This is a genomic window from Gordonia sp. 852002-50816_SCH5313054-c, assembly GCF_001665925.1.
Classification (GTDB): domain Bacteria; phylum Actinomycetota; class Actinomycetes; order Mycobacteriales; family Mycobacteriaceae; genus Gordonia; species Gordonia jacobaea.
In genome coordinates this window covers 116,106-128,291 of sequence record NZ_LZTE01000037.1, presented here as the reverse complement: position 1 = coordinate 128,291, position 12,186 = coordinate 116,106, and the positions used below count along the sequence as shown (strand labels likewise).

Below are 12,186 nucleotides of genomic sequence, written 5' to 3'. Positions count from 1 at the left end.
ATTGGGTTGTCAGGCAGACGGTTTGGCGTCGAGCACGACCTCGAACTCGAGAAGGTCCGCGCCGCTGGCGACAGGTTTTGCGCGCTCACCCGAATGAGCCTCGCGTGCGGGGCCGGCAGCCCATGCCTGGAAATCCTCTTCGGTCTCCCACTGCGTGACGACGAAGTACCGGTCGTCGCCCTTGACCGGACGCAGCAACTGGAATCCGAGGAAACCCTTCGAGCCGTCGACCGAGTGTGCGCGGTGTGCGAAGCGCTTCTCGAGTTCGGGCCCAGCGCCCTCGGGGACATGGATCGCGTTGATCTTCACAACAGTCATGTCCTCAGCCTAGTTCGGAATGTCTGTGCGTCGGATTAATCTCATTCACTGTGAGTGCGTACGCGATGTCTGAGGCGGGGTATGTGACGGCCGAGACGGGCCTGCTCGACCACGGTGGTCCAGACCGGGGCCTCGACGCGCAGCAGTCGACGGAGGCGCTCGGCGTGGGTCCGATCGTGCTACTCCACGGGCTCATGGGGCGGGGCCGCACCTGGCGGCGACAGATCCCCTGGTTGCGGAGGTATGGCCGGGTCTTCACGTTCGACGCCGCGTTCCACACCGGAGCCGACGCCGCGCTCATCTCCGACCCCGCGGAGGTCTCGACCGAGCGCTTCGTCGCCGACCTCGCCGAGATCCTCACCTGGATCGACCTCGGACCCGCTGTGCTGGTTGGACATTCGATGGGCGCGCTGCATGCGTGGTGCGCCGCCGCGGAGTATCCGGAACTCGTCAGTGCGCTCGTCGTCGAAGACATGGCGCCCGACTTCCGTGGCCGCACCACCGCCGAGTGGACGCCCTGGTTCGACTCGTGGCCGGACCGGTTCAGCTCACTCGGACACGCCAGGCAGATGTTCGGCGACGTCGCGGGGCGGTACTTCTACGAGGCATTCGACGACGGCGCATTGCACGGTCAACTGGCGACCTGGGCGGCGATCGCGCAGGAGTGGGGCGAGCGCGACTTCTGGGATCAGTGGCGCAGAGTGCCGGTGCCGAGTCTGCTGATCGAGGCCGGACACACCGTGACGCCCGAGGGGCAGATGCGGAAGATGGCGTCGATCAACGACCACGCCGCACACTTGAAGGTCAGCGGAGCAGGCCACCTGATACACGACGACGCCCCGGAGGTCTTCCGGGGCGCCGTCGAAGCGTTTCTCTCTGGTTTGCCGTACCGCTGAGTGCTCAGGCGGCGGGCGGTGCCACCGGCTCGCCGACGATGCGGCGGAACGCGTGCACCTGGAACAGCGCCGCGAGCGGTGCCGAAATGATCAGTCCGATGCCGCACAGCAGTGCGCCGACGACGTTGGTGAACCACACGATGATCAGTGTGAGGATCGAGTCGCCGATGTTGTCGCTGGTGACGCGGAACGATCGACCGATGGCATCGCCGGGTGAACGGGATTCGCTGATCGTCGAGAGCACGGCGAACTGTAGGAAGAACGCCGCGATGATTCCGCCGATGACACAGAAGCTGAGCACGAAGGCGATCAGCGCAACGAGGATTGCCGTGCCGACGACCGGCCAGAAGCGGAGCGGGACCAGGAACGACTTCGCGTCGATCGGTTCGCCGTTCGCGACGCGGACCGCGCCGGACAGGATGGAGACCTGGAAATACAGCAGGAGCAGAAGCCCGACGATGTAGACGGCGATCAGGCCTGCGAGAGCTCCGCCGTTAACCGTCGTCGTCTCGTAGCTGTAGGTCGTGTCGCCGTAACTGCCGACGGTATTGGTAGTGGTGGTCTCGACCCACGACGATCCCCAGAAGATGAGCGCCCAGAACAGCAGTCCAACGGCGGCCATGATCACGCCGGGCAGAACCATCGGGCCGGGGTTGGCCTTGAACTGGCTCCACGCCCAACTGAAGCTCTCGCCGACACTGAACGGGGTGCCCGGAGCGCCGGGGGCCGGTGCGGCCGGATAACCGGGTGCGGCACCGAACTGGCCGGGAGGCGGCGTGCCGCCGGGGGGAACCGAACCCGGCTGTGGTTGCCCGTACTGGGGCGTGCCGTATTGGGGTTGCCCGTACTGGGGCTGGCCGTACTCGGGTTGCCCGTACTCGGGTTGCCCGTACTGGGGCTGGCCGGGAGCAGGTTGCCCGTACTGGGGCTCACCCGGAGATTGTTGGCCGTACTGGGGCTGACCAGGAGCGGGCTGCCCGTATTGCGGTTGGCCGGGGGCCGGTTGCCCGTACTGGGGTTGGCCGGGAGATGGTTGGCCGTACTGGGGTTGGCCCGGGGTGGGATTCGTCCCATACGGCTCGTTCGGGTTGGGTCCGGAAGAAGGCGTCGATTCGTTCGGCGGCTCGGTCATCAGGCAAAGCTAGCAACCCGCGCGGCTCAGATGAAGAGTTCGAACGACATACCGTTCAACGTGTCGCGAAGTCGGCTCACCTGACGAGGGTCGCGCGGGCCATCAACCCGCCTCACCTGCCAGGCAGAAGCGGCCGTCGGAGGTGATCTCGACGAGGCCGTCGACAAGTAGTGAGTCGAGCGCACGGTCGCGTTGGGCTGTGTCGGTCGGCCAAACGATGTCGAGTCGGTCGCGGACGACCGGCCCCTCGGTGCCGCGCAGAACGTCGAGTAGCAGTCCACGAACCTGGCGATCGGTGCCCGCGAACTTCTGCACCCGCTTGGGCGGGCCCGTGTGGGCGGGTTTGCCCGCGTTGACCCACGCGCACGAGAGCGGGCATCGCGCACAGTCGGGGTTTCGCGCTGTGCACACCAGGGCGCCGAGCTCCATCAGTGCTGCGCTGAAACGAGGAGTCGACGACGCGTAGGTGCCGTCTGGGTCACGGGGCAGCACGGCCTCGGCGTCGGCAAGATCTTTCTTCGACGGATTGCCGGGCTCGGCGCGACCGTGGACGGCACGCGCGAGAACGCGTCGGACGTTGGTGTCGACGACGGGAACCGACTGGCCGTAGGCGAAGCAGGCGACTGCTCGCGCTGTGTAGTCGCCGATGCCCGGCAGGGTGAGCATCGTCGCGACATCGTCCGGGACCTTGTCGTCGTGATCGGCGGCGAGCACCCGTGCGCATTCGTGGAGGCGCAGCGCACGACGCGGATAGCCGAGTTTTCCCCAGGCCCGCAGGACGTCGCCGGGCGACGCGGCGGCCATCGCGGATGGCACCGGCCAGCGTCGGACCCATTCCCGCCACGGTTCGACGACCCGGGCGACGGGTGTCTGCTGGAGCATGATCTCGCTGATGAGGATCTGCCAGCCCGAAAGCCCTGGCTCGCGCCATGGCAGGTCGCGCTCGTTGGCGTCGAACCAGCCCAATAGCACCTGAGGTGGCAGACTAAACGACATGATCGGATTGACCCCGAAACAGGCATGGGACGTTCTGCGCGAAGGTAACAAGCGCTTCATCAACGGAGAGTCTGAGCATCCCAGCCAGGGTATCGAGGACCGCGCACGTCTCGTCGCAGGCCAGCACCCCCACGTGGTGTTGTTCGGCTGCGCCGACTCGCGACTGGCGGCAGAGATCATCTTCGACCAGGGTCTCGGCGACATGTTCGTGGTCCGCACCGCGGGCCACGTCGTCGACTCGGCGGTGATGGGCTCGCTCGAGTACGCGGCGGAGGTGCTCGAGGTGCCGCTCGTCGTCATCCTCGGCCACGACAGTTGTGGAGCGGTCAAGGCGACCCTCGACGCTCTCGACGACCTGCAGATCCCCGGTGGCTACATCCGCGACGTCGTCGAACGTGTCACGCCGAGCATCCTCGCCGGCCGCAGCGAGGGGCTGACCAGGGTCGACGAGTTCGAGGCGCGGCACGTCGTCGAAACCGGCCGCTTGCTGATGCAGCGCAGTCGGATCATCGCCGATCGGGTGGCCAACGGAAAGCTGGCCATCGTCGGACTGACGTATGCGCTCAACGAGGGTGCCGTCCAGTTGCAGGGTGCCTACGGAGATATCGGCCAGAGTTACGTCGAGATCGATACTGCTGGAAATGGCCACAAGGGCGCACACGAAGCGTCCGCCGCGGTCGACGAAGCCCAGTCGGCGTGAGGCTCACGCGGCTGAGGGATTGCGCAGCTTAAGTCAACCTTTAGACTTTGCGCCGGTCAGGCGCGGTTTTCTCAGCGACACGCCGTTGCGGGTCATCCGTCGCATAGAAGGTGGCCGTTAGCGTGGATGCGTGATCGAACCGCAGGGCCCGTTGCCATCCGAGATCTATTGGCGTCGTCGTATTGTCGCCGGTGGCGTCGGGGTGGCTGTGCTTGCTCTGGTCATCGGTTTGATCGTGTGGACGACTTCCGGAGGCGACAAGTCGCCGTCGAACGCAGCATCGTCGTCGTCGATCTCGACCACGACCTCGCCCGCGTACGGATCGTCGGCATCGTCGGAGGCCCCGTCCGGTCAAGCCGGTACCGGTGGCGGCGGCAACGGCGGAAACAACCCCGCCGGTGTATCCGGTCAGCCGGGCGCCTCGCAGGCTTCCGGGGATGTCCCCGCTCCTGCGGCCGGAGTGAACGGGACCCCGCTGTGCCCCGACCAGAACATCGCCGTGGTGCTCTACACCGACAAGCCGACCTACACGGTCGGGGACCAGCCGGTGTTCACGATCGTCACCACCAACGCCGGTTTGACCGCGTGCACCCGCGATGTCGGGAAGGCCGCGCAGAACGTCGTCGTGCGGACACTCGACGGCACGCGCACGCTGTGGTCGGCGCAGGATTGCTCGCCGCTGAAGGACGTGAACAACGTCGTACTGCAGCCGAAGCAGCAGGCCACCGACACCATCACCTGGTCGGGTACGACGAGTAACCCCGGCTGCGACAAGCCGCGCGTCCAGGTGCCCGTCGGTTCATATCAGGCCATCGGCAAGATGGGCGAGAAAGAGTCGGCGCCCATCACATTCAACGTCGTGGCGCCCGCGCAGCAGTAGCCCGACCACCCTGTCCATGCCCTCCTTCGGTTCGGGGTCAGCTGGGCTGACAGGGCATGACAAGAGTCGTGAGGTCGCCGTCGTCGGCTGAGCGCACGGTGGCCGGCTGATCGGTGGAGCGAAGGTCGAGGATCACGTCGCTGCCGAGTGCGTTGCTCAGTGCCGGGTACAGGGTGGTCAGCTCGAACCAGACCGTCATGTCACCGCCCGTCGACGTGCCGTCGAGTTCCACGGATTCCTCGGGTAGGAGGAGACTCACCCCGCCCTCGGCGACATGCAGACCGACCTTTGCCGGTGCCTGCTCCAGGGCTTTCAGGAAGTGTCGGGTGCCGACGGTGACGCGATGCGTCGGCGCGGCGAGAGAGTCGAGCAGGAGCGAGCGGTCGGGGTAATCCGCGGTGAGCAGACGGCAATGTGTCACGGCGCCGTCGGCCGTGCGTAGGCCGAGGGTCGTGGAGGAGGCCTCCAGCGCCACCGACGGACTGCGGCGCAGCAGCGAGGTCGACGCCGCGAGGTCTTTTCCGGAGACGGTTGCCGCCCAGGGCTGGTTCGCTTCCGGCAGTCGGCTCGCGACCAACGTCCTGGTGGCCAGGCGATAGCGATCGGTTGCTGTCAGGGTGATGCCGTCGGCGTCGACCTCGACACGTACCCCAGCCAGCACCGGGAAGTCGGGGTCGTCAGCGGTGGAGGCCAGGACCTGATGGACCGCCGCGGCGAGGACCGGACCGGCGACGGCGCAGAGCGGGCGGCAGGCCGCATCGTCGAGCGACGCTTTGAGAGCCGTTGCGGCATGGGCGATCTCGTCGGCCTGCGTGGTGGCTCGGGCGACCTGCTCGTCGATGAGCGTCGTGGCCTCGGCCGCGCTCGCGGTGAAGAACCGGTCGATGGTGGGCAGCGGCATCCCGATCGCGCGGAGTTGGCGCAATCGCGCGGCGCGCGTCAACTGCGACCTGCTGTAGAACCGGTAGCCCGACGCCGGGTCGACGTGGTGGGGGCGAAGCACGCCGGCGTCGTCGTAGAACCGCAGGGCGCTTGCCGTGAGTCCGGCGAGCTCGGCGAAGGCGCCGATCGACATCAGTTCCGAGTCGGTCACAAGTTCCGTGTCAGTCACTCGAACATCATCGGGTCTCGACTCACTCGAAGGTCAAGGCGGTTCGAGGGTGGAGGTAGGTGGGTTAGTCGAACCGCTCGATGCTGGTCTCGGCGAGCCGCGAGAGACCCTCGCGGATATGGCGGGCCCAGATGCCGCCGATGCCCTCGATGGCTTGCAGGTCGGCGGCCGACGACGCGAGAAGCGCTTGCAGCGTGCCGAAGCTGCGCACGAGGCGGTCGATGTGCGCGAACTGCAGCCGCGAGATGCCCGCGAGAAGGCGGTAGCCGCGTGGACTCATCGCGGTGTCCTGGGCCTCGATCGTCGTCGGATAACCGAAGGCGCCCGCGAGGAGAGAGAGGTCGAGGAGGTCGGCGTCGGAGAGCGCTTCGATCGCCTCGAGCGATCCCCGCACCTCCTCGGTGGTCGCGGGCTCCGGGCTTGCGTAGTAGTCGCGGACCAGCAGTTCACGCATCGTGTCGTTCTCGGCGATGAGCTCTTCGAGCTGCAGGCTGACCTGTCGGCCGTTGACGCCGAGTTCCAATACGTAGTCGTCGATTTCGGCCGAGACCCGACGCACCATCTCCATGCGTTGGGCTGTCGACATCGCGTCGCGGAGTAGTACGTAGTCTTCGATCTCCGCGCGCGACAGCGCGGCGCTGACGTCGTCGAGGCGCGCCTTGTAGCGTTCGAGCGTCGAGAGCGCGACGTTGGCGCGCGAGAGGATCGGGTCGGGACTCTCGACCACCTTGCGGAGTCCGTCGACGTAGACGCTGACGATCGACATCGACGCACTCACCGAGATCACCGGATGCCCGGTCTGGATCGCTGTGCGCTCGGCCGACCGGTGCCGCGTGCCCGATTCCTCGGTCGGAATCGACGGGTCGGGCACGAGTTGGACGTTGGCGCGCACGATGCGCTTGCCGTCGGTGGACAGCACCACGGCGCCATCCATCTTGGCCAGTTCGCGTAGACGCGTCGGCGCGAATTCGACGTCGAGGTGGAAGCCGCCGTCGCAGATCTTCTCGACGTCTGAGTCGTGTCCGATGACGATCAGCGCGCCGGTGCCGCCGCGCAGGATGCGCTCGAGCCCGTCGCGAAGTCCTGTTCCCGGCGCCACGCGAGCGAGCGTCTCACGCATCAGTTCCGAGCGTGTTCCAGGCTCGGTTCGCGCGATGTCGCTCATGGCTTGCGTTCCCTTCTCGCGGCCGCGAGAAGCTCACGGTCCGTCGCAGACTAGGGTAACGGCACGTGAAACGTGACTTCGTGGTGCCCACCGACCTCGACCCGCTGCAACGCCACCCCAAAGCGGCCGCGCCGGGGGAGGCGATCCGCATGCATAATCCGCTGTGCTTCGGCTGTGGCGCCGAGTCGGCGCAGGGACTGCACCTGGAGGTACGCGCGGCAGACGGGTTCGCCGTCGAGACGTCGATGCTGGTGGAGTCCCGATTCGAGGGCGGTCCCGGGGTTATTCACGGAGGCATCCTGTCGACCGCGATGGACGAGGTGATGGGGACCGTTCCGCTGCTGGTCGGACCGTCGGCCGTCACGGTGCACCTCGAGGTCGACTTCGTCGCCCCGGTGCCGATCGGCTCGACGCTGCACCTGCGGGCCGACATCCTCGGCAGGCAGCGTCGCAAGGTCTACGTCGAGGCCGTCGGCCATCTCGGCGACCCCTCGCAGCCGGTCGTCGTGGGCCACAGCATCTTCGTGACCATCGACGCGCGGCAGCACTTCGCCGAGCACGTCGAGAACAGCGCGATGGCCGACGAGTACAAGCAGCGCATGTCGCGTCCGTGAGTGTCAGAACGGTGCGCGCGACACGTCTCTGATCGTGACCGCGCGGATGGCGTCGGAGATACCCGACACACGAGTGACCCGGATGCCCTTGGGGAGCGGATCGTCGGAGCCGGCGGGGATGATCGCGTGTGTGAAGCCCAGCCGTTTGGCTTCGGCGACCCGACGTCCGACAGCCGAGACCCGACGCACCTCTCCGGCCAGGCCGACCTCGCCGATCGCGACGGTGGTGCGCGGCGTCGGCTTGTTCGTGACGAACGAGTTCACCGCGAGCGCGATGCCGAGATCGGCGGCGGGCTCGGTGACCTTCATCCCGCCGACCGTCGACAGATAGATCTCCTTCTCGCCGAGCGGCAACCCTGCCCGACCCTGCAGCACGGCGAGGACCATCGCCGAGCGTGCCGAGTCCAGACCGGACACCGCACGACGCGGGTTGGCCATCTTGGACTCGGCGAGCAGAGCCTGGATCTCGCCGACAAGCGCGCGCTTGCCGTCCATCGCGACGATCGACGACGATCCGCTCACGTCCGAATCATGTTGGTGGACAAAGATTCCCGACGGGTCGGTGACCTGATGGATGCCGTCGGAGCGCTGCTCGAAGCAGCCGACCTCGTCTGCGGAGCCGAACCGGTTCTTGATGCCGCGCACCATGCGCAACGACGTGTGGCGGTCGCCCTCGAACGACAGCACGACGTCGACGAGATGCTCGAGTGAGCGCGGTCCGGCGACGTTGCCGTCCTTGGTGACGTGCCCGACGAGGATGACCGCGATCCCGCGGTTCTTGGCGAGCGAGACGAGCGCCGTGGTGACAGCCCTGATCTGGGTGACGCCACCCGTCACGCCGTCGGTTCCGGTGGCGACCATGGTCTGCACCGAGTCGATGACGAGGAGTGTCGGGCGGACGGCGTCGACGTGGCCGAGGACCGTGGCGAGGTCGGTTTCGGCTGCGAGATAGACGTTTTCGTGGACGGCGTCGGTACGTTCGGCGCGCAACCGGACCTGTCCTGCCGACTCCTCGCCGGTGAGGTACAGCGCAATACGTCCGCCACGTGCCCAATGCTTGACCGTCTCGAGGAGCAGCGTCGACTTTCCGACGCCCGGCTCGCCTGCCAGCAGGATCACCGATCCCGGTACGACGCCGCGTCCGAGGACACGGTCGAATTCGGCTATGCCCGTTGGGATTGCGTTCGATGACGCGGCGTCGACCTGGGTGATCGGAACGGCTGGACTCGACGGCGCGACAGCGCTGTGTGCGGCGGTCGCTGCGGGGAGCGAGGCCACCTCGTCGACGGTGCCCCACTCGCCGCACTCGGGACAGCGCCCCACCCACTTTGCGACGGTATGGCCGCACGCGGAACAGCGGAACGTCGACTTGGGTTTTGCCACGAATCCGAGCCTAGGTCAGGCCACCGACACTTCTCGGCATGGCTACCGGGACGTGTCGGGAGGGGCCATGAGGCTCACCCATTTCCTTGCGGCTTATTGAATTCCATAAGCCGGAAGGAAGCGGGTGAGCGTAAACCGGGTTCACGCCGCGAGAGGCTGCGCGAGAAGTCAGTTGGGCAGGACGTTCGGCGCTTCTTCGCCGTGCTCGTCGGCAGGCGCCTCGGCCTCGCGGACCTTGTCCTGGCGGGTGAGCAGCGTGCCGGAGTCGACGGGGGTGTCGACGGTGACCGAGCCGACCGGAGAGGTGGCGCCGTTGGGGCCAACCTTCTCGAAGGTGAAGGTCAGCTTGGTGGTCAGCCCGACAGCGACGGACTTCCCGGTGCCGTCGAGAGTCGCCGACATGCGCTTCTCGTCGGTGATGCTCGAATCCTTGATCAGGGCGGCGGGCTCGCCTGCGCGCAGGGCCTTGCCGGGTTCGAGGTCGTAACGGTCCTTGAGTGTGACCGTGCCCTTTTCGGCTGTCACGCCCGTGAGGCGGTAGGTGTCGATCTCGCTCTGGTTGGCGATCACCCAGGACAGCTGGAACGGGCCGCCGTTGTCGAAGACCGACGCCGCGTTCTGCGTGGGGTAGATGATCTGCACGTCGCGCAGCTCGATGCTGCCGAGGTTGGCATTGTTGCCGTTGACGGCGGGCAGCTGGTTCGCGGTCTGCGAGATCTGTCCGGCACCGCAGCCGGTCGTCCCGAACGCGATCGCGATTCCGACTGCTGCGATGGCTGTGGCTTCGGCGAACCGACGCACACGACGAGTCGGATGGCTCGACCCACTCCGAGTTGTCCCACTCCGAGTTGCCTCATTCTGCGATGACACAGACACCCGTTCCTCCCAGGTAATCGAAAGGCCGAAATCGCTTGGCGCGAACCCTGCACTACGCAGCGTAGTGGGCGGGCGTGCCAAAAGCCCGACGGGGTACCGGATTGGTATCTGCGAGCCGGATCTCGCGCGTCTCGAACGCGGGTGGGCGGGCCGTCGAAATCGATCTCGCAGAGGCCTGTGGAGCGAGCTCTTGCGCGTTGTCGCCGAGGCTGTTATGGCCTTACCCGCTCACCTGCTGCAACGGTGAAACTCGAGGGTCTGCGACCACGCAGTAGTGCCTTGACCTGCACCGTTGGATGTGACCCAAATGACCCCCGTGCTAGACTGGGCCTACTCGAAAGGGGCACGGAACATTGAATTTCAAAGTTGGCGACACCGTTGTCTACCCCCATCACGGTGCTGCCCGGGTCGAAGACATCGTTACCCGGACCATCAAAGGTGAGCAGATCGAATACCTCGTTCTGAAGGTTGCCGATGGTGATATGACAGTCCAGATTCCCTCGACAAAGCTCGAGTATGTCGGCGTCCGAGACGTCGTCGGTCAAGAGGGACTCGACCAGGTGTTCCAGGTGCTGCGGGCACCCCACACCGAGGAGCCCACCAACTGGGCCCGACGTTTCAAGGCCAACCAGGAGAAGCTGATCTCCGGCGACATCATCAAGGTCGCCGAGATCGTGCGCGACCTGTGGCGCCGCGAGCAGGATCGTGGCTTGTCTGCAGGCGAGAAGCGCATGCTGACCCGCGCTCGTCGCGTACTGGTCGACGAGCTCTCGCTCGCACAGAACACCAACGACGAGAGGGCCACCAGCATCCTCGACGAGGTGCTGGCCGCGGCGTCTTGACGCTGACCGGCTACTGATAGACGTGGCCCAAGGGACCACGCCGACACCCGGCGGACCGTTGACCAGCGTCATCATCCCTGCGGCTGGATCGGGTACCCGACTCGGACTCGACCAGCCCAAGGCATTCGTCGACCTCGGCGGATCGACGATCCTCGAGCGTTGTGTCCATGGGGTCCTCGACGCTGACATCAACGCCGAGGTCGTCGTCGTCGTTCCCGCGGATCTCGTCGAGCATGCTGCTGTACTCGTTCCGTCGGCCGTCGTTGTGGCCGGTGGTGCTCACCGTTCTGAATCGGTGCGTGCCGGTATCGCGGTGAGTGGCAACGCCGACATCGTGCTCGTGCACGACGCCGCGCGCCCGTTCACACCTCCCCGCGTCTTTCGCGCAGTCGTCGACGCCGTGCTCGCCGGACATCGCGCTGTGGTGCCCGGACTGCCGGTGGCCGACACACTCAAACGCGTCGACCCTTCGGGCCGGGTGCTCGACACCGTCGACCGCGAACCACTCCGCGCAATCCAGACGCCGCAGGGTTTCACCCGCGACGCGCTGATCGCAGCGCATGCAGACGACTCCGGCCTTGCCACCGACGATGCCGGACTCGCCGAGCGCATTGGTATCGACGTCCACGTCGTCGAGGGCGACCCGCTGGCCTTCAAGATCACCACGCCGTGGGACCTCCGCATCGCCCGTGATCTGGTGCAAGAGGTCGCACGATGACGCAGCGCACGGTGACAAGACGGTGCCCGATGAAACGATGCCCGATGACTCCAGGAGCAACTCGATGAGAGTCGGCATCGGTACCGACGCACATGCACTCGACCCGGCCGCTCCGTGCTGGATGGTCGGGCTCTTCTTTCCCGACACGCCCGGATGTGCCGGGCATTCCGACGGCGACGTCGGTGCGCACGCTCTGTGCGACGCCGTGCTGTCGGCTGCAGGTCTCGGCGACCTCGGCTCGGTGTTCGGCACCGGGCGACCCGAATGGGACGGGGTATCGGGCGTGACGATGCTCGCGCACGTGTCGCAACTGCTTGCCGACGACGGGTTGGTCGTGGTCAACGCCGCGGTGCAGGTGATCGGGAACACACCGAAGATCGGTCCGCGCCGTGCGGAGGCGCAGCAGGTTCTCGGTGCCGCGCTCGGTGCTCCGGTCTCGGTCTCGGCGACGACAACCGACGGCCTCGGTATGACCGGCCGCGGCGAGGGTGTGGCCGCAGTGGCGACGGCGCTGGTGACCGAGGCGGATCCGACGCCGGGCGACCGGTAGAATCG

Annotated in this window: 14 protein-coding genes; 7 read left to right on the top strand and 7 right to left on the bottom strand. The window is 66.6% G+C overall.

The features are described 5' to 3' along the window. Positions 1-9: 9 nt before the first annotated feature. Positions 10-318, bottom strand: a complete 309-nt coding sequence (locus tag A5788_RS09575; protein ID WP_049699879.1) for an antibiotic biosynthesis monooxygenase family protein — start codon at positions 316-318, stop codon at positions 10-12. A 65-nt stretch (positions 319-383) separates the two neighbouring features. Here A5788_RS09575 and A5788_RS09570 point away from each other — a divergent pair, with 65 nt between their 5' ends. Further along, the gene (locus A5788_RS09570) at positions 384-1,214 is read left to right on the top strand and encodes an alpha/beta fold hydrolase (protein WP_064866626.1); all 831 of its coding nucleotides are present in this window, start codon (positions 384-386) and stop codon (positions 1,212-1,214) included. A 4-nt stretch (positions 1,215-1,218) separates the two neighbouring features. On the opposite strand, the gene A5788_RS09565 is transcribed toward A5788_RS09570, so the two are convergent. Together A5788_RS09565 and A5788_RS09560 are read right to left on the bottom strand one after the other, a co-directional pair. Next, positions 1,219-2,346, bottom strand: coding sequence for a hypothetical protein (locus A5788_RS09565; protein ID WP_064866590.1), 1,128 nt, complete (start codon positions 2,344-2,346; stop codon positions 1,219-1,221). Between the two features lie 102 nt (positions 2,347-2,448). Then, the gene (locus A5788_RS09560; RefSeq protein WP_064866588.1) at positions 2,449-3,342 is read right to left on the bottom strand and encodes an A/G-specific adenine glycosylase; all 894 of its coding nucleotides are present in this window, start codon (positions 3,340-3,342) and stop codon (positions 2,449-2,451) included. Between A5788_RS09560 and A5788_RS09555 the strand changes: the two genes are divergently transcribed. Then, positions 3,341-4,042: a carbonic anhydrase gene (locus A5788_RS09555; protein ID WP_049699876.1), complete on the top strand. Its 702-nt coding sequence runs from the start codon at positions 3,341-3,343 to the stop codon at positions 4,040-4,042. The genes A5788_RS09560 and A5788_RS09555 overlap by 2 nt on opposite strands. A gap of 130 nt (positions 4,043-4,172) precedes the next feature. Further along, positions 4,173-4,922: a hypothetical protein gene (locus A5788_RS09550; protein ID WP_064866586.1), complete on the top strand. Its 750-nt coding sequence runs from the start codon at positions 4,173-4,175 to the stop codon at positions 4,920-4,922. Positions 4,923-4,959: 37 nt separating this feature from the next. On the opposite strand, the gene A5788_RS09545 is transcribed toward A5788_RS09550, so the two are convergent. After that, positions 4,960-6,033, bottom strand: a complete 1,074-nt coding sequence (locus A5788_RS09545) for a DNA polymerase III subunit beta family protein (RefSeq protein WP_231894147.1) — start codon at positions 6,031-6,033, stop codon at positions 4,960-4,962. 64 nt (positions 6,034-6,097) lie between these two features. After that, positions 6,098-7,198 carry a DNA integrity scanning diadenylate cyclase DisA gene (disA, locus tag A5788_RS09540; RefSeq protein WP_049699874.1) on the bottom strand — a complete coding sequence of 367 codons (1,101 nt, stop codon included), beginning with the start codon at positions 7,196-7,198 and terminating at the stop codon, positions 6,098-6,100. A gap of 65 nt (positions 7,199-7,263) precedes the next feature. On the opposite strand from disA, the gene A5788_RS09535 reads away from it, so the two are divergent. Next, complete coding sequence (locus A5788_RS09535) at positions 7,264-7,812, top strand: PaaI family thioesterase (protein WP_049699873.1); 549 nt, start codon at positions 7,264-7,266, stop codon at positions 7,810-7,812. A 3-nt stretch (positions 7,813-7,815) separates the two neighbouring features. Here the strand turns inward: A5788_RS09535 and radA are convergent, their stop codons facing one another. Further along, positions 7,816-9,195: a DNA repair protein RadA gene (gene radA, locus A5788_RS09530; RefSeq protein ID WP_049699872.1), complete on the bottom strand. Its 1,380-nt coding sequence runs from the start codon at positions 9,193-9,195 to the stop codon at positions 7,816-7,818. Between the two features lie 168 nt (positions 9,196-9,363). Further along, the gene (locus A5788_RS09525) at positions 9,364-9,996 is read right to left on the bottom strand and encodes a hypothetical protein (RefSeq protein ID WP_064866584.1); all 633 of its coding nucleotides are present in this window, start codon (positions 9,994-9,996) and stop codon (positions 9,364-9,366) included. A gap of 428 nt (positions 9,997-10,424) precedes the next feature. On the opposite strand from A5788_RS09525, the gene A5788_RS09520 reads away from it, so the two are divergent. From A5788_RS09520 to ispF, 3 genes are all read left to right on the top strand, one after another. After that, on the top strand, positions 10,425-10,913 hold the full coding sequence (locus A5788_RS09520) for a CarD family transcriptional regulator (protein ID WP_049699870.1): 489 nt from the start codon (positions 10,425-10,427) through the stop codon (positions 10,911-10,913). A 22-nt stretch (positions 10,914-10,935) separates the two neighbouring features. Then, a complete protein-coding gene (ispD, locus tag A5788_RS09515) occupies positions 10,936-11,631 on the top strand; it encodes a 2-C-methyl-D-erythritol 4-phosphate cytidylyltransferase (protein ID WP_064866582.1) in 696 nt (231 codons plus the stop codon). 64 nt (positions 11,632-11,695) lie between these two features. After that, complete coding sequence (ispF, locus tag A5788_RS09510; RefSeq protein WP_064866580.1) at positions 11,696-12,181, top strand: 2-C-methyl-D-erythritol 2,4-cyclodiphosphate synthase; 486 nt, start codon at positions 11,696-11,698, stop codon at positions 12,179-12,181. Positions 12,182-12,186: the final 5 nt, after the last annotated feature.